Source organism: Streptomyces sp. SN-593 (assembly GCF_016756395.1).
Lineage (GTDB): Bacteria > Actinomycetota > Actinomycetes > Streptomycetales > Streptomycetaceae > Actinacidiphila > Actinacidiphila reveromycinica.
Genome location: NZ_AP018367.1, coordinates 30298 through 46032, shown reverse-complemented (window position 1 = coordinate 46032; position 15735 = coordinate 30298). Strand labels below are relative to the sequence as shown.

16 protein-coding genes are annotated in these 15735 nt (G+C 68.3%); 5 read left to right on the top strand and 11 right to left on the bottom strand.

Annotation, left to right across the window (positions count from 1 at the left end; genetic code table 11):
• Positions 1 to 130: 130 nt before the first annotated feature.
• Together RVR_RS37225 and RVR_RS37220 are read right to left on the bottom strand one after the other, a co-directional pair.
• Positions 131 to 559, bottom strand: coding sequence for a hypothetical protein (locus RVR_RS37225; protein WP_202240037.1), 429 nt, complete (start codon positions 557 to 559; stop codon positions 131 to 133).
• Between the two features lie 96 nt (positions 560 to 655).
• On the bottom strand, positions 656 to 835 hold the full coding sequence (locus RVR_RS37220; RefSeq protein WP_202240035.1) for a hypothetical protein: 180 nt from the start codon (positions 833 to 835) through the stop codon (positions 656 to 658).
• A gap of 751 nt (positions 836 to 1586) precedes the next feature.
• Here RVR_RS37220 and RVR_RS37215 point away from each other — a divergent pair.
• A complete protein-coding gene (locus RVR_RS37215; protein WP_237405509.1) occupies positions 1587 to 2000 on the top strand; it encodes a RapZ C-terminal domain-containing protein in 414 nt (137 codons plus the stop codon).
• A gap of 17 nt (positions 2001 to 2017) precedes the next feature.
• Here RVR_RS37215 and RVR_RS37210 read toward each other — a convergent pair whose 3' ends face one another.
• The 4 genes from RVR_RS37210 to RVR_RS37195 all read right to left on the bottom strand — a co-directional run bounded on the left by RVR_RS37210 (position 2018) and on the right by RVR_RS37195 (position 9363).
• A complete protein-coding gene (locus RVR_RS37210) occupies positions 2018 to 3202 on the bottom strand; it encodes a hypothetical protein (RefSeq protein ID WP_202240031.1) in 1185 nt (394 codons plus the stop codon).
• A gap of 122 nt (positions 3203 to 3324) precedes the next feature.
• The gene (locus RVR_RS37205; protein ID WP_202240029.1) at positions 3325 to 4050 is read right to left on the bottom strand and encodes a MerR family transcriptional regulator; all 726 of its coding nucleotides are present in this window, start codon (positions 4048 to 4050) and stop codon (positions 3325 to 3327) included.
• A complete protein-coding gene (locus RVR_RS37200) occupies positions 4050 to 8903 on the bottom strand; it encodes a hypothetical protein (protein WP_202240027.1) in 4854 nt (1617 codons plus the stop codon). Before RVR_RS37200 ends, RVR_RS37205 begins: the two co-directional genes overlap by 1 nt.
• A 145-nt stretch (positions 8904 to 9048) precedes the next feature.
• Entirely contained in the window at positions 9049 to 9363 is a 315-nt protein-coding gene (locus RVR_RS37195) for a hypothetical protein (protein ID WP_202240025.1), read from the bottom strand.
• 233 nt (positions 9364 to 9596) lie between these two features.
• Between RVR_RS37195 and RVR_RS37190 the strand changes: the two genes are divergently transcribed.
• Positions 9597 to 10310: a hypothetical protein gene (locus tag RVR_RS37190; protein ID WP_202240023.1), complete on the top strand. Its 714-nt coding sequence runs from the start codon at positions 9597 to 9599 to the stop codon at positions 10308 to 10310.
• Between the two features lie 172 nt (positions 10311 to 10482).
• Here RVR_RS37190 and RVR_RS37185 read toward each other — a convergent pair whose 3' ends face one another.
• Together RVR_RS37185 and RVR_RS37180 are read right to left on the bottom strand one after the other, a co-directional pair.
• Positions 10483 to 10965, bottom strand: a complete 483-nt coding sequence (locus RVR_RS37185; RefSeq protein ID WP_202240021.1) for a hypothetical protein — start codon at positions 10963 to 10965, stop codon at positions 10483 to 10485.
• Positions 10965 to 11372 (bottom strand): ATP-binding protein, encoded by a 408-nt coding sequence (locus RVR_RS37180; RefSeq protein WP_202240019.1) that lies wholly within the window; start codon positions 11370 to 11372, stop codon positions 10965 to 10967. Before RVR_RS37180 ends, RVR_RS37185 begins: the two co-directional genes overlap by 1 nt.
• Before the next feature lie 108 nt (positions 11373 to 11480).
• Here RVR_RS37180 and RVR_RS37175 point away from each other — a divergent pair, with 108 nt between their 5' ends.
• From RVR_RS37175 to RVR_RS37165, 3 genes are read left to right on the top strand one after another with little or no spacing between them, the layout of a single operon-like run.
• The gene (locus RVR_RS37175) at positions 11481 to 12833 is read left to right on the top strand and encodes an NsdA family TPR-like regulatory protein (RefSeq protein WP_202240045.1); all 1353 of its coding nucleotides are present in this window, start codon (positions 11481 to 11483) and stop codon (positions 12831 to 12833) included.
• Positions 12834 to 12876: 43 nt separating this feature from the next.
• Positions 12877 to 13101, top strand: coding sequence for a hypothetical protein (locus RVR_RS37170; protein WP_202240017.1), 225 nt, complete (start codon positions 12877 to 12879; stop codon positions 13099 to 13101).
• Complete coding sequence (locus tag RVR_RS37165; protein ID WP_202240015.1) at positions 13101 to 13475, top strand: fic family toxin-antitoxin system, toxin component; 375 nt, start codon at positions 13101 to 13103, stop codon at positions 13473 to 13475. The genes RVR_RS37170 and RVR_RS37165 overlap by 1 nt, the downstream gene beginning before the upstream one ends.
• Positions 13476 to 13546: 71 nt before the next feature.
• Here the strand turns inward: RVR_RS37165 and RVR_RS37160 are convergent, their stop codons facing one another.
• The 3 genes from RVR_RS37160 to RVR_RS37150 all read right to left on the bottom strand — a co-directional run bounded on the left by RVR_RS37160 (position 13547) and on the right by RVR_RS37150 (position 15729).
• On the bottom strand, positions 13547 to 14077 hold the full coding sequence (locus tag RVR_RS37160; RefSeq protein WP_202240013.1) for a hypothetical protein: 531 nt from the start codon (positions 14075 to 14077) through the stop codon (positions 13547 to 13549).
• A 99-nt stretch (positions 14078 to 14176) separates the two neighbouring features.
• Complete coding sequence (locus RVR_RS37155) at positions 14177 to 15055, bottom strand: hypothetical protein (RefSeq protein WP_202240011.1); 879 nt, start codon at positions 15053 to 15055, stop codon at positions 14177 to 14179.
• The gene (locus tag RVR_RS37150; RefSeq protein WP_202240009.1) at positions 15052 to 15729 is read right to left on the bottom strand and encodes a P-loop NTPase family protein; all 678 of its coding nucleotides are present in this window, start codon (positions 15727 to 15729) and stop codon (positions 15052 to 15054) included. Before RVR_RS37150 ends, RVR_RS37155 begins: the two co-directional genes overlap by 4 nt.
• Positions 15730 to 15735 lie beyond the last annotated feature (6 nt).

Genomic DNA, 15735 nt, shown 5'->3' with positions numbered 1-15735 from the left:
GGCGCCTCGCGCCGAACGCAGATCGCGCCATTACGCTAAAGCGTAATGCGTAGATTCCTCTCTATCCGCTAAAGCGGATAGAGAAAAGCGGTATCCGGCGGGATCGATCCCGCCGGATACCGCTCGGAGGTTACTCCTTGTTTTCTTCAGTTGCGTCGGTCATTTCGTGTGTGAGTTCAATGCTCAATTCTTGAGCGATTGGTGCGAGTCGGTCGTAAACTTCGCAGAGCGTTGCGCTCGGCATGAGCATTGATTGGCCTTGTTCGAGGGTCGGCCCTGTGAGGATGGCGAGTCCGTTCGCGCTGACGGTCTTTCCGTAGCTGTTGGCCAGACGTTCGGCGAGTTCGTTGCGGGGGGCGAAGAGGAAAATCAAAGGGCTGTGGCCGATGTGCATGGTGATTTGCGGTGTCAGCTCGATGGACTGGATTGGGCCCCAACCCGCTTCGGCCATGATCATTCGGGCTCGCATCGTTTCGGTGATGGAACCGATGATGTCGTTGGTGTCGCCTTCGGCTGCGATGCCGAGGACATGCCCTTGGGTGTCGATCACGGTGGTCATGACGGTGTCCTCCTGGTGGTGGGGTATGCCTGGTGAAGTGGGCTGCCACTGCCCGGGACCTGCTCGGCCGTTGGCCGGAGGCAGGTCAGACCTTGCTCAGCGTCGGAGGAGCGGTACGCGCTCGTACGGTCGCACGAGATACGGGCGTCCGCCCTTGCTGATGGTGTACACGTGAATCCACGCGCCCTGATCCGTGACCTTGGCGACGGTTTCGGTGTTCCCGGCGATGGTGACGAGATCGCCCTCGCGCAAGTCCTTGGGGCTCACAACGACCATGAGGTGTCCTCTCTGTGGTGGTGCGTCTGGTGAGGCCGGTTGTGCCACGAACCGGACCAACGAGTTAAATCTATCCGAGTTTCATCAATAGGGCATGTCGACACGCTGTGATCTTTGATGTGGGTTTTTTGGAGGGTGTAGGCCAGTAGGCCACCGGGTTCTCTGTGTTGTATCTGTGCAGGTGGGAGCTACTTTTTGGGGGTGGCCTACTGGCCTACTGGGTTTTTTCGGGGGCGGGTTTTCGGGTGCGGAGCACCCCGAATCCCCTTCGGGCCGGCCGCGTAGTGGCCGGCCTCTCCTGGGGGTGCGGAGCACCCCCAGGAGAGGCGTTGGTGGAGTGCGGCCGCGCAGCGGCCGCGTGTCCCGTGGGGGTGCGCAGCACCCCCCACCCGCTCCCGCGGGCTTGATTCGGAGTGCTGCGCCCAGCCCCCGCCGCTCCCGCCCCGCCGCGCCCCGCCGCGCCCCGCCGCGCCCCGCCGCGCSCYGCCCGCTGTTCGGTGTCGACACGCTGTGATCTTTGATGTGGGTTTTTTGGAGGGTGTAGGCCAGTAGGCCACCGGGTYCTCTGTGTTGTATCTGTGCAGGTGGGAGCTACTTTTTGGGGGTGGCCTACTGGCCTACCGCTTTTGTAGGGTCCCCGGACGGGCCGGGCTCATGGGCAACGGGCAACCCCTTCCGTTGCCGACGGCGCCTCGGGGATCGTGATGGGATGCAGACGACATTCCTTGACGGGCGCGGCCCCGTTGCTGCTGTGATCCGCTCCATTGGCGTCCGCCACGCGGGCGCCCACGACCTAGTGGACACCGGCCTCTACCTTGATCTGCGGCGCGCCCTGCGTAATCCCGCCGACGATCCCGCTTTGCGGGACGGAACCGGGCTGGACGCGGCGGTGCGCGCCCACGTGCTGGCCACATCCGGAGCCCGCGAGCTGATCGCGCGGGCCGCCGTCCAGCTCCAAGTCCTGGCTGACGAGGTGCCCATGGGCTGCCTGGTCCGCCTCACCGTGGCGTGCCAGGGCGGCCGCCATCGATCGGTGGCGGCCGCCGAGGAGATCGCCCTGCGGGTGTGGGCCGCATGGCGCGGCGAGCGAGGCATCGAGGTGGAGCACCACCACATCGACCGCCCGGTGTTGCCAGCTGCGGGTTGCACTCTATTCGGTGGATAATGTTTTATTTGGCGTTCTTATCGAGATGTGTTCTTTTTAATTGGCCGAGGGCGTTTAGTGTCATGACGTTTATCGAGCAGTGCTGCGGCGAGATCTCCGGCTGTTGGGTTGGTGCTGGCAGTCAGGTACTGGATGCCTTTTCCTGTGGGCGGTTCACCGGTGCCTGCGTGTGGGTGTCGACGTCCGGCGGCGGTACGCCATCCATAATGCTCATTCCAGACCAGGGCCGGTGCGGCGGCGTTGTCCCCGAGGAGTAGTACGGCGGTGACGGATTGGCTGCGTACGGAAAATTCGGGGCCGCGGTTGACGGTAATACCGACGTTGTTGAGGTGCGCGGCGACCTCACGGACGTATGGAACAGCAGCGGCGAGCCGATGCAGTGCGTGAGCGTAGGGACGCAGGCGCCGCAGTGTGCCGGCGGCGAGAGCATGTTGCTGAGCCGTCGCATCGTCGCCGACGATCGAAAGGGCGCGGGCTGCGTCGGTGTCGCTGATGTCCGGCTGATCGCCGAGCAGGTCGGCTAGGCGCTGGCCGAGATGCTGCGAGACGGCGCGGCGGGCTGCGCCATATGAGATGCCGAGATGTTGCGAGACGGCGGTCGTCGGCAGGGTGGGCTGGCGGTCGAGCAGGTCGGCAACGGCGCCCTGGATCTCGTCGCGCGGCAGCCAGTCACCCGCCCCGCCTGGTCGCCCGCCGTGCCCCTGCCCGGGCCTGTTCGCTTGCCAGCGTTCGATGGCGTGCCGTGGCCAGTGGTCGACGCCGTGGACAGTGATCGGCTTCTCGGTTTCAGGTGAGCTTGGGTGCATGTATCGGTCCCAGGAGTCCGGGTCGACGCCGACCAGGGCGGCAGCCTCGTTGCGGTCGAGCAGGTCGTCCGGGTGGGCTGCCATGTCTAGGGCAGGGACCGCTGCTCCAGTTCGGTACGCGAGCTGCTGCTCGGCGTCCCAGAGGAGTGTCCGGGCCGTGGGGTGGCTGATGGGGCCGGGCCTGCCTGGTACGCGGGCAAGCTTCTTGGTGCGCCAGCTCCCGATGGTATAGCCCTCGGCAGCTGCCAATTCGGCGCTGGTGATGACGTGCTCTCGGCGGCCAGCGTGGATCACGTGCAGCCCTTCGGGTCGTGGAATGAAACAGTAGAAACTAAAAAACGCTATCCGAATAACATCAATTACGCCACATGGGCGCGCCGACGCAGAGATCCGCACGATGCGACTGGATACACTGACTGCTGCGCATCGCAGTCCTTCGACGGTGGTGTGTCTGGTGGCCGGCGCCCGTGCCACCCGCCTCGGCGGACTGAGGGCGCCGGCTTTTTTCGTCGTCAGTGTCAGAACGTGCTGCCTGGTCCGCCGAATCCCTTGATCTCCATGGAGCGGATCTCGGTGAACTTCCACCCGGTGCCCGGGGCGTAGCGCTCCCCGAACAAGTTGTTCAGTGCATCGAGGGTGCCGGTGTTGTCGCCGGCGAGGAAGGCATCGGTGGCGGGGCCCATCGCGTCGTTGCTGAAATTGACACTGATGTCGCGCCACCGCTCGTCTTTGCGCTTGCCGGTGTCCACGGTCACCTTGGCCCGGATCGCCACGTGTGCACCGGAGTTGGAGATCCGAGCTGCTCGACGGCCGTTCATCGCGGACTGCCGTGCCGTCGGTGACGACAACACGGCCCGCGCCAGTTTGGCCGCGTTGCCGGTGGGCTGATCGGAGACGCGCTTGTCCGCCGCCGCAGCGGTGAGCTTGGCGATGTGCTTCGCTTGTCGCACTCCGGGCACGCGGCCGCGGGCTTCTTGACGTGCCCAGGCCCGGATGGTGCGGGGGGTGACGCCGGCGGCGCGGGCGGCTTCGTCCACTCCGCCGTGGGTCTTGATCGCCCCGGTCACGGTGGTGGTGGCCTGCCGTTCGTCGCGGACCCAGCGCCGCACAGTGCCGGGGCTAACACCGACCGCATCTGCCGCCCGGGCGGCGCCGCCCATGAGGCGCACCCGGTCGGCCACGGTGCGCGGGAGGTCGCCGATCCACGCCTGCCACAGGACCGCCGCCTGGTCTCGGATGGCCATCAGTAGCTCCATTCCTCGGGCGTGGTGAATGCGTCACCGGTGGGGAACCATCGTCCCGGCCGCAGGTGGGGCCAGATGTCGGCGGCGAGCGCCGCGCCCTCGGGCTTGAACGCCCCGAGGTGCGATTCGAGCTTGAGCCCGGGAACTGCGGTGGCGAAGTCCGGGTCGTCGACGACCCAGTAGACGCAGTCGGTCTTGACCGCGATCGGCAGCAGCCCCGATGCGTCGTGCACCTTCATGATCGCGCGGGTGAGGTTCGCCTGGTGGGCCGCCATGGCAGCCTGTTGGACGTCGGGCCGGAACAGCTCCGAGGCGTCGATGTCGCGTGCAGGGTTGCCGCGCAGGTGATCGGAGTTGAAGAGGCCCAGGGAGTGTGTGTACACGTCCTTGACGGTGCCTCCCACGGTCGGGTCAGCGTCGGGACCGAGGGCCTTGCGGGCGGCAGAGAGCTGCTTGTACCAGGGCTCCAACATTCGGTAGTGGTCGGGCCAGATCCAGGCTTCGATCACCTCGATGTCCAGTCCCAGGTCCTTCTGCGCGTAGGCCAGGGTGGGCGTGAGGTACAGGCGCGGCGTTCCGTCCTCGCGGTGCGGGCCGAAGGGGTTGAACGTGCCCCAGTGCTGCCAGGCCGGCGGCTTCGCCAGCCAGTACCCGGGCACCTTGGGGTCGAACGTCGGCGCGGTGTGGTGCTCCACCTTGCCCCGTCCGCACGCCAGCGAGCTGCACACGCTCAGGTACGCGGCCCGCGCGTCGTAGGAAAGGATGAACCGGCGCTTGAGTTCGGCCTCGGTCGGTCGGCGGTCCCAAACCCGGGCGGTGTACAGGTTGCGGAACTCGAGCGCGGGAGGCGGCAACTCGGCGCGGTCCAGCGGCACGGCCCGCCGCCCGCGCTTCGGCCGCATCGCCCGCAGCAGCTCGTGACCGGTGGTGCCGGGGCTGCGCCTGTAGGTGACGCCAACCGTGTCGGCGAGCTGCTGCACACGACGTGCGATCAGGGCTGGGGCGGGGTTGTCCTCCAGGAATCGGTCACCGTGCAGCACCGCGTACGGGGCGATGACGATCTGTGCGGAGATGTTACGGCCGCCGCCCTCCCGGACTCGCCAGATACGCAGGGGGTCGCCCCACCGTTCTACGGTCCAGCCGTCGGCGCGGGCCTGCGCGATGAACGGGTGACCGAGCTGCTGTTGCAGTGCTGCTCGCCGTTCGTCGGCGGGGGCGTCCTCCAGCACCGGCAGGTTCATGGCCTCGGCCAGGGCCTCGGTGACGTAGATCTGGCCGTCGTCGGGACGCCAGCGGGCGCTGACTCCGGTGCCGCGGGCGCGGCCGCCGTGCCCGAGGCCGAGTTCGTCCACGAGCCAAGCCAGGCGCCCGGCGTGCAGCTGGGCGACCGGTGCCGGCAGCGGCAGTACCTCGCCGTCCGGCAGGTGCAGCCCATCGACATCGGCGACCGCCACGGCTGCGCGCCACGGTGTCGGTGCGGCGGAGTCCGTGTCGTCGTCTTGGTCTTGGTCCTCGGGTCCGTCGCTCTCGTAGTACGGCGGCTCAACGCCCCGCTCAGGGCCTTGAGCGGGGCTCTGCGGGCCGCTTGAATCCTCGGCGGCCATCTGAGCCACGGAGGGGGCGGCCGGGTCGCTGGTGGCCTCCTGGCCGTTTTGGGTGGGGGGTTCATCGGTGTTGTCGAACAAGTCGAGCTGAGTCAACGGGTCCTCCGGCTCTTCGTCCGTGACCTCGGGCGCCAGGTTCTCAGAGGCTGGGCGGGTTTGCGGCGGAACGGACGGCTGGGATGTCGGAGCAGCGGCCTGCTGTGCGGTCGGCGGTCCGGCGACGGGAGTGAACGGGGCGGGCTGAGGAGTAGGCGGGGTGTCCGGGCGGGGCGGCAGCCCTGCGGCATCCCCGCTGCCGTCTCCTTCGTCCAACTGCGCTGCGGCCAGGTCCCACACACGGCGGCGGCCGCCGGGCATCGGCCGCCGCGGCTTGACCCAGCGTCCATTGCCGACGGACTCGTACTCCACCGCGATCACGCCGGCCTGGCGCAGAGCGCCGGTGAGCATGTCAGCGGTGGCGGTGAACGCCTCTTCTGCGTCGTGGGCCTCGCGGATCGCGATACGGGTCGCGGTCTTGTGGTCCAGCCACAGCCGTTCCACCGGTTCGGGGTCACCATCCCCTTGCACTCTGGTGACGACGCCCACCCGGGTGCCTCCCGCGCGCAGCACGGGGGGGGTGACCGGGTCGGCGCCGGCCTCGGTGGTGGACCAGCCGTAGCGCATCGCGGTCTGACGGTCCGAGGGGCAGAGACCATCCTGTCCCACTAGGTGGGCGCGCCCGGCGGCGAAGGCGCTTGCCAGGTAGCCGAGCAGACGGCGGTGCGCCGCCTGGTTGGCCAAGAGCTGGCGCTCACGGTCGGCGGCGTCCACCAGCGCGGCCCAGGCGGTGGCCCACCATCCGGCGGCCTCCTCGGCGCTCACGGCCTGGACCTCCTGGAGGTACCGAAGCATCATGTGCCAGCCGCTGGCGAACTGGCCCAGATGCTCAGCGGGCCGGTCGCCGCAGTACGGGCGCAGCCGGTGCGCATAGTGGTCGGCCAACTCGCCTACCTCGGCGTGCAGTTCCTCGTAACGGTGCGCGATCCACTGCACGTATGAGGCGGTCAGCAGGGCGCAGTCCGCTGCGACCTCGGGGCGGGAGATGGCCACTACGTTGTCGAGGTTGATCTCGTCGCGGTTCATGTGGATGGTGAGCATCCGCTGCTGCGCGGAGTCGGTAGACGCGAGCACTTCCGACGTCTGGATGAACGAGCCGCGCGGGCCGCGCTGCTCGTCGAGGTCAAGCTCCCCGTCCTTGTAAACCAGCCGGATGCGACCCTCGCCGTTGTACTGGGTGCGGCTCAGTCGGCTGGTGCGCACTGCGGCGTCTCGGACGCTGCGGTCCGGGGCGCTGTCGTCCCCGAGGACGATTGTGTCCTTGAGGCGGTAGAGCACTTCGTTCGTGCCGAGTTGGGTGGAGCCGGTGTCCGAGATGGACAGCAGGGACTCCGATCGGGACAGCCCTGGTGCGTGGTGGCGGACCACGATGGTGCCGACGCCCGTCTTCACGCTGCCGGGCAGGCCGTACAGGCAGATGGAGGAGGGGCAGCGGCCGAACGGTGCGCGGTAGACGAGCCCCAGCATGGCGACTGCGGCGAACTCTGGCACGAATCCGGGGATGGACAGCGACGACAGGGCGGCGCGGCGGATCTCGCTGGGCTCCTGTGACGGAGCGGGCAGCGCGAGCAGGCCCAGTCGGCCAGGGAACGACGTGCGCAGCGGCACCAGGCCGTCGACGGTGATGCCGCCGGACGCGGTGACGTACATGTGTCGGCCGTCCGGCAGGCGGCGCCAGCCGGTCGCCGCGTACACCGGGACACGTTCGGCGTCCTCGCTCAGTGCGCGGATCGCGTCGCGGATCTGGCTGACGGCGGTCTTGCTCGACTTGTAGTAGACGTTCTGCCAGGGCAGGTTGTGCAGCCACGCCCCGGTGTCAAACGACTTCAGGCTCACGTGCATGAGCACGGGCTGGTCGCTGTGCTTGGGGTGGACGAGCTCCAGGACGTAGCCGCTGGTCGCCCGCTCTCTCTCCGGTTCGTCCTCGGTGGACGCCGTTTGCGGGGTGTCGGCGGTGTCCTTGTACTCGACGCGCACGATGCGGGCCGCCACGCCCAGGATCACGTCGAAATTCGTTTCGTACTGCTTGGTGCCCTCATCGTCGGTGCCCAGCAGCTTCCGGGTGACCTTCACGACTTCGCCGTGGCGCAGGGTGTATTCGTCGCGGCGGTTGGGTCGCCCGTCGTCCCCCGCGATCGGCTCCCCGACCGAGGCCGGCGAGGTGTGCACCGTGCCGGACGCCGAGCTGATGGTAGGCACCGTGGCCCGGTCGGGGTCGAGGACGTCCTCGGGCACGGCGACCAGGCCGTCCAGGTCCAGGCCCGCGTCAAGGTGGTCGACCAGGTCGGCACCCTTCGTCTCGACGGGGGTGTGCAGCACCGAGACCGATGCAGCGACCGGCAACAGCGCATCCCGGATCGCGCGCGCCGACCGGTACCCCGGTGTATCGCGGTCCGCGAGGATCACCACGTGCAGCCCGGTGAACAGCGCGGACCACTCGGGATTCCACCGTGTCGACGCCGACCCCGGCTTCGTCGTCGCCAGCAGCCCCATGCCGACGGCGGCGTCCACGACCTTCTCGCCCTCGCCGACGTAGACCGTCTGCCCTGGCAGGGACCGCAGCAGCTCCGGCAGCCGGTACAGCGGCGGGTCCTCCGGCATGTGGAACTCCACACCCGGACCGGTCTTCTTCGGCCGCTCCCACGAGATGGACTTCGCCGGCTTCTCAGCGGTTTCGCACACGGAGCAGCCTGGGCACTCCCGGCGGATCTTCTCCCCCACCACTACGCCGTCGACGTCGACGTAGGTGTACCGGGCTGTCTCGACACGCTTGCCGGGAGGAGTGGCGCAAACCGGCTTCTTCGGTGCCTTCTGGGTAGGCACTGTCTTGCGGTCAGCGCGCCGGTCCTGAGAAACGCTGCTCAGCGGCCGGCGCTTCCTGCCCTCCGGCATCGGGTCGTCGTACAGGTCCGCCCGGGACAGGCCGAGCGCGCCCAGCACGGCGTCGGCGGCGCAACCTGCGTGGCAGTAAATGAGCGTTTTACGCTCGGATGGGTGGTAGTCGATCGCGAGCGACGGGGCCGCGTCGTCGTGTGCAGGGCAGGTGGCCTTCGCCTTCTGTGACCTGCGATATTCGAAGCGTGACCCACCGGCGCTCAAGCGCGACAGAATCAAGCCGTATGAGGCGGTGCTCTCGGAGAACGCGGCCGACATTGCTACCCTTCAAGGGTTGGGCAGACAACACGCCACACCGTTGACGCGGTGCAACGCCTTGACTTAGCGGTAGGGCTCTGGGTGTGAGGTCAGCTTTTGCGGGGTCCGCCGGGTGGTGCCGGGGGGCCCCGCATCATTCACGGGCTCATACGGCCGCTGCCTTCCGCCGGGCCGCCATCCGGGCGGAACGCTTCTGCATCCCGAGTAGCCGCTTCACGGCCTTCCCGAGAGCTTCCTCTTCGCGAACGCGCTCGATCTCCGCACCCACCCTCCGGGCGAGGTCGGGGTCCGCCGCGTGGATGCGCAGTAGCGCCCGCGTGAGGTCGGTCGTGGTGGCGCGGTGCTGATCGCGCGACGCTTTGAGGAGTGCGAATTCGGTAGCGGGCAGGTCCGCGGTGACGCGGGTCGGCTTAGGGGCATCCGGAGACTCGCCCGCCTGGAGATCGGTGCTGCCCGGCACAGGCGCTGCGTGCTGTGGCATTTCACCCTTCCCATCGCTTGATCTACATCGACGTACTGACGCTATCGGTACGGACGGCGATCATGCCAGACGTACGCGGCGTGTCATGTGGGAATCTTGACAGGGCGCCAGGCGTCCGCCGATATCTCGGCGGAGCGGGTCGCGGACCGCGGGATACCGTGAGGGACGGCGTCCCGCCAGGTGAGAGGCCCAGCCGCGCAGAGGGGGAACGCATGCATCACACCATGACCATTGAGGTGACTGACGGGGGCGTCTGGGTGGACGGCGCCCAACTGCCACTGCCGGGTGGGGTGGTCGACGTCGACGCCGCCCGTGCGGCGGCTCTCCAGGTGGTGGTCGACGCCGCCCGGGAGGGTGGGCGTCCTGTCAACGTCACCGCGCTCGACCCCGATGGCCCCGTGTGGCAGCTCCACGTTCAACCTGACGGCACGGTCCGCGACGGCCACGTGCGCGACGAGCTGCACGACGACCCCGCCGGCCACCGCATCCCGGCGCAGTGGCGGGCCCGCCTCGCCGAAATCGACACGGCCGTCATCGGAGGCCGGCCTCGCGCCGCAGTGGTGCTCGCGCACCAGTTGGTGGACGACATCACCGCCGACAGCGGAGACCGCCATCCGTGGGCGCTCCAGGCCCTGGAGGTCTACGCGCAGGTTCTCCTGGTGAGTGGTGACGCGGCTGCGGCGGTCGGCCAGTACATCGCGGCCGCCCAGCGATGGGCGGAGATCGGTGATCCCGCCGATTCCTACTGGCGGGCCGCATGCCGAGCGTTCGAGGCGTGGCGAGCCTGCGCCGACGTGGCCACCGCTGTGTGGAGTGGCGAGCGCCTGGTCGACCTGCTCCGCCTGCCAGCGGCCGGCGACCGTTCGCTGCCTGCCGTGCGGACCGTTGTGGATCGGCTCGACGGGCTGTACACCCACGTCGGGTGAGAACCCCCGGCTCCTGGTCAGTTGTTGGGCAGACATGGAGCCGGGGGCGTTCCCCTTCAGGCGGAGTCCGGGCGCGGTGTGAGGTGGCGCCGGGGGAGTCCGCCGAGGTGCCCCCGGCCGGTCGGGGGGCGGATTAGCGGGCCGGCCGGGGGCGGACTGGGTGGTCATCTGGTCATCGAGGCCGACCGGATGCAATGCAGGTCTTGCCCAGGAACAGTCGACTAGTCAGCAGGCCGGTGGCGATGTAGCTCTCCACCACTGGGCGGGGGGCGCAAGGCGTGAGTGGGTCCAGGCCCGTCAGGATGACCACGGGACCGCCGTCTGCAACGAAACGCGCCCAGGTAGCGCCGACGGGAGCGTGCATCTGAAAGGGGCAGTCGTCCAACTCCAGCAGGACGGATGCTGTGGGACCCAGCAGCAGGCGTGGACCCACATCCGGCAGTACCTCAGTGGGCAGAGCCAATCCCAGCGCGTCGGCCAGGCCGCACATGGAGGCACAGATGCCGTCGGGATCTTCTCCCGCGCGACGGGCCGGGGGGTGCGCGATCAGGAAGAAGCCGATGTGCCCGGCAGGCGTGGCATCGAGCCACGTCCAGACGGCGGCCGTCGCGAGGAGACCCGCGCTTGGGCGGACGGGCGAAAAGGGAGTCGTCATCACCCCTCCTCACGCTGGTATGAGACGCCGAATTCAGCCCACACCACGTTGCCGACTGCTTCGGGCTCTACAGCCCACTGCCGGGCCAGGGCAGCGACCAGCAGCAGTCCGCGTCCCCGTTCGTCCATAGGGGAGGGGCAGCGCTGATGAGGACGGCCCGACCCTAGGTCGTGGACTTCGACCCTCAACAGGTCGCTGGAACCGGTGAGTTGGACCCGGACCTGGGCGCCGGCCCCGTACAGCACGGCGTTGGTCGCCAGCTCGGACATGCACACCACGATGGTGTCGATCTGCTCAATGCCCCACGTGCTCAGTACACGACTTGCCCAGCGACGTGCGTTTCCCACCTGACGCGGCTCACGGGCGAAGCGCTGAGCGGCGAAGGCAATGCGATCAAGCGTTTGCATCGGCTAACCCCCTGAGTGGATCAGTACCTACAGGTAACCGCCCCGCGGCGCTTCGGAGTACCGTCAAGGGGGGTGTCGAACGGTGTCGGTTCACAGGGGCAGGTGCACATGACGAAGAGGCCGAATGCGAAACTCCGGCAGGCCCTGGAGCTGTCCGGCATGAGCCGTACCGAGTTCGCCCGCCGCGTGCGAGCCGCAGCTCTGACCTGGGGAGAACCGCACATCAGTCCTGATGCAACAGGAGTCCGACGCTGGCTGGATGGAGAGATTCCGCGGGCACCCGCACCGGACATCATCGCCGATGTTATTTCGGGCGAAGTCGGCTATCGAGTTACTACATACGATTTGGGGCTTTCTGACGCACCCAGCACCGACCGGGCGATCCTCTACAACCCGTCGATCGCCGTTACGGTAGAGGCCGTTGCCGATCTGGGGAGGGCCGACGTGGACCGTCGCTCGTTTCTTGCTGCTGCCCCTTTTACCGCTGTCGCCGCTGTCGGGCCCTCCCGAGACTGGCTCCTCTCGACGCTTGACCAAGAGCCCGAATCCGGTCCGCGGGTGCGCTTCGAGGACGTCACCGCGGTGAAGAACATGTTCGGGGAGTTCCAGAAGATGGACGTCCTCGGAGGGGGCGGGAGCGGCCGGCTCATCCTCGCCGCGTACGTCTCGACCCACGTACTCCCGCTACTGCGCCGCACCTACACGGACGACGTCAGGCGTGCGCTCTGTGAGGCGGCCTCTGAGCAGACGTACCTCCTGGGGTGGATGGCATACGACAACGGTGAACACGGCATCGCGCAGCGGTACCTCGTACAGTCGCTCCGCCTCGCAGAGGAGTCACGGAACCCTGCTCTGGGGGCGCACGTCCTCGCCGGGATGGCCGACCAGGCCACACTGCTAGGCCACCCCGAGGAGGGCCGGCGCCTTGCGCAGGCAGGCCGGGCCGGCCTGGGCAAGGCGTCGCCCGCGTGCATGGCGGACCTCTGGGCGCTGGAGGCTCGGGCCCTCGCCCGCATGGGGCAGACCGCCGAGGCGTCCCGTGCCGTCTTCCGCAGCGAGGCTGAGTACGCCCGCGTGCAAGGCGGTGACGAGGCGGAATGGGCTACCTTCATCGACCCCGCCTACCTGCACGGCGAGTACGCAGTGACCTTCCGCGACCTCGGACAGGGCGCGCGAGCCGAAGAGCACGCACGCCAGTCCATCGCACACGCACGGAAACAGAACCGGGCCCGCCGGGGCGCCATGTCGCACGCCGCCCTGGCCGTCTCCCATCTCCAGCGCCGCGACCTGGAAGCCGCGCACGCTGCCGGACTGCGCACGCTGTCCCTGACAACGCAGGTCAAGAGCACCCGCGCGGTCGAGGCAGTCCAGGACCTCCAGACTCGGATGCAGCAGGTCGCCGGCGCTCACCGACTTGTCGCGGACTTCACCGAGCGGGCCCGCACACTGCTGGCTGCCTGAACCCCCTCCCCCGGTGCCCCAGCAGAGGGCTACCGTGGGGGGCATGGCGAAGGAAATTCGGTTCGAGGTCTCGGATGAGGTCTACGAACAGCTTCAGCAGGCAGCGGCCGAGGCCCACGTCGACCCGGCGCAGTATGCCGAACGCGTCGTGGCCGACGACGTTGCGCGGGCCCGCTTCAACCAGGCATTCCAGGCATCCATCGCGGACAACGCGGAGACCTTCGCAGCGGCCTTCGGTACCAACGCGATCGGCGGCCGCGCAGCCTGATGGTGCTGTTTATCGATGAGGGTTGGCTGTCCGCGGCCGCGCACGCGTACGTACCTCACGACCCCGACGTCACCGACTACGGCGCGTTCGGCGCCGCCGTGGCCCGTCATCGCCACGAGACCATGGGAACCCTCGTCTACCCCGAAGCCCATCACCGTGCCGCCGCACTGCTGCACTCCCTGATCAGGGTCTCGGCGCTAGAGCATAGCAACGAGCTGTTCGCGATCGCGGTTGCTACCGCATACCTGGCAGCCAGCGGATACACCGTCAAGGTCACCCCGTCAGACGCGCTGACCTTGGCGCAGCAGACCGCGGTCGGCAACGTAGACGTCAGGGACATCGCCGCCGCCGTCAAGGGGTGGACCGCAACCTAGAGGTCGGGCCGGCCTCTCGCGAAGCCCAACGCGACTGATCATCTTCAATACGCCGGTCGCCGTGTTGACCACTACCTCGCCAAAATGCCGGCCGATCCCACTGTCCCACCGCGGACACCGGGCCGTCCCCCGTTCGGCAGCCCCGCAGGACCGATCGGGACTGAAGCCCTGGTGTTAGCCCGGAATCTGTCGACTGCTGCTGACCAGACCTGTTCCTCCGCAGGCTCGGCCCATTCCGATCCCGACTCCTGATCCTCGCCGTCTCCGGACCGTTCCTCGCCCACAAGCCGGGCGAACGCGGCCTGCTCGGCGGCACGGTCGGCGGCTGGAGCTCCGAGCAGCAATGCGGCCCCCTGACGAAGGAGCAGCCCGCTTCCTTCCAGCACGGCGAGAGCCCGGCCAATCTGGTGCCAGCTGATCCCAGCCTTCGCGGCCGCTTCCACCGCCGGACACGACACCTCGTGAACCGCCATCACCAGCAGCTCGACCGCCGCGAACGCCCCCGCCGGATCTTCTGCGACCTGGCGTCGGAACCACTCCAGCAGCACGTCCTCCGCAAGCTCATGCACCGGCGGAAAATCCCGGGTTGCCTCTACGTCCATGCCCACTCAACGAACCGGAGCTCACTGAGCAACGACACCCCTTGTTCGAATTCCAACCAGCGAGCATCCACGCGAGGTTCAGACGTAGGCACTCAGGTCCTACATCTGGATGTTTGCTGTGATCCAGTCTTTGAGCGGTCGGCCGGTAAGGGCATCCACGAGGAGGTCCGCAGCGTGTGCAGGGCTGATCCCGACGCTTCGAGCCTCGGCAGTGAGCCAGGTGCTGAGCCGGTCGACCTGGGAGGCGCTTAGGACCAGTTCCTCGGGCTCTTCGGCCGGGCCGGCGTCGATGTCGTCGTCGGTCGTTCCCAAATTTGGGAACGAAGGCTGCTGCCTGACTGTGCCAGTGACGGGTGCCTTCGTGCTGCGGGGGGGTACATCATCGGGCGTACTTGCCTCGCCTGGCGGGAGTTGCCGAGGGACGAACAGCGTCTCCAGCTGGGGATCGGCGCCCGATCGTAGGTAATCGCCCAGGTTGGTCACGACATCCGCGGTCACCCGCAGTGCAGCCTGTCGGCCGTGGCGGCACAACTCGGCGTACCAGTGCGCGACCAGCTCGTGCCCTCGGGACTCAGCTGCGCCGAGCAGGGCGCGGATGTGCGAGTCCGGGGCTGGGCGCTCCCATACATCGGAGATCTCTTTTGCGAGTGGCCATTCGCTGATCTCGCGGTAGGCGGCGGACTCGCTGATGCCGTCCCATTCGTCATCGAGGTACTGCTGGCGAGTGCGCTGCCCGTCTTCGCCTCGGTACAGCTTCCGCCGGAACGCGCTTTCGAGGGCCTTGCCGCGCATCCACTTGGCGGCCTGATGGTGGTCGCGGGCGGCGTGCACACGCTCCAGGTCCCGCTGCTCGCGCGCGTCGAGGGGCCCGGTACGGTCCAGGTCCTGCGGTTCGGGGATCAGCTCGGGCACGAACGGCCGCGCCCGGTCCCGGCGGGCCGGGGCCGCGCTGTCGTGGTTGGTGCCGACCGTGCTCACCGCTGCGCCTCGGGCAGGTGTCCGAGGTGGACCAGCTCGGTGACGAGCGCGTCGTACGGGGCTTTGCGCTCGGGTTTGTCGCAGGGGAAGCCGACCGCGGACGCGATCGCCTCGCGCCGGGGGATACGAGTGGACAGTACAGTCCAGGCCGGGTCAGTGCCGTTCTTGCCGCCGTTCGCGAGGAGATCGGCGTACTTCTTCGGGCTGGCGGCCCCGGCCTGGCACCGGTTGAGTAGTACGACCGTGGCCGGCGGCTGCCCGCTCGGCCGCAACGCGGCGGACCTTCGCACGAGTTTCGCCAGCGGGGTGCCGCGCTCCGGCCTGGTCAGCCGGTCGTAGTCCGCCGTGGTGGGCGAGAGTGTCACGATGGCCAAGTCCGCCACCTCCAGCACGCTGTCCACGATGTCGGGGTGGTTCTCGGCGTGCCCGGCGTCCACCAGGTTGATCCGGCTGTGATCCATCGCTGGGTAGATGGTCTCCGCGAATGCTGGGGTGTCGGCCTCATGGACTCGGCACGGGAAATCACTGGCATCACGCGCCCATGCCGTGAGCTGGAGAGACTCGTCTGCGTCATAGCAGGTGACGGGGCGGCCGGCGCGGGCGAGAGCGTAGGCCAGAAGCCCCGTGTTGGTCGTGCCGCCCATGGTCCGCGGCTTCAGGCTGGCAATCAGCATGGCGTC

Coding starts and splice junctions, on each gene's coding strand:
- RVR_RS37225 (WP_202240037.1), bottom strand. CDS start 559: ATGACCACCGTGATCGACACCCAAGGGCATGTCCTCGGCATCGCAGCC.
- RVR_RS37220 (WP_202240035.1), bottom strand. CDS start 835: ATGGTCGTTGTGAGCCCCAAGGACTTGCGCGAGGGCGATCTCGTCACC.
- RVR_RS37205 (WP_202240029.1), bottom strand. CDS start 4,050: ATGGCCATCCGAGACCAGGCGGCGGTCCTGTGGCAGGCGTGGATCGGC.
- RVR_RS37200 (WP_202240027.1), bottom strand. CDS start 8,903: ATGTCGGCCGCGTTCTCCGAGAGCACCGCCTCATACGGCTTGATTCTG.
- RVR_RS37190 (WP_202240023.1), top strand. CDS start 9,597: ATGCATCACACCATGACCATTGAGGTGACTGACGGGGGCGTCTGGGTG.
- RVR_RS37185 (WP_202240021.1), bottom strand. CDS start 10,965: ATGACGACTCCCTTTTCGCCCGTCCGCCCAAGCGCGGGTCTCCTCGCG.
- RVR_RS37180 (WP_202240019.1), bottom strand. CDS start 11,372: ATGCAAACGCTTGATCGCATTGCCTTCGCCGCTCAGCGCTTCGCCCGT.
- RVR_RS37175 (WP_202240045.1), top strand. CDS start 11,481: ATGACGAAGAGGCCGAATGCGAAACTCCGGCAGGCCCTGGAGCTGTCC.
- RVR_RS37170 (WP_202240017.1), top strand. CDS start 12,877: ATGGCGAAGGAAATTCGGTTCGAGGTCTCGGATGAGGTCTACGAACAG.
- RVR_RS37165 (WP_202240015.1), top strand. CDS start 13,101: ATGGTGCTGTTTATCGATGAGGGTTGGCTGTCCGCGGCCGCGCACGCG.
- RVR_RS37160 (WP_202240013.1), bottom strand. CDS start 14,077: ATGGACGTAGAGGCAACCCGGGATTTTCCGCCGGTGCATGAGCTTGCG.
- RVR_RS37150 (WP_202240009.1), bottom strand. CDS start 15,729: ATGCTGATTGCCAGCCTGAAGCCGCGGACCATGGGCGGCACGACCAAC.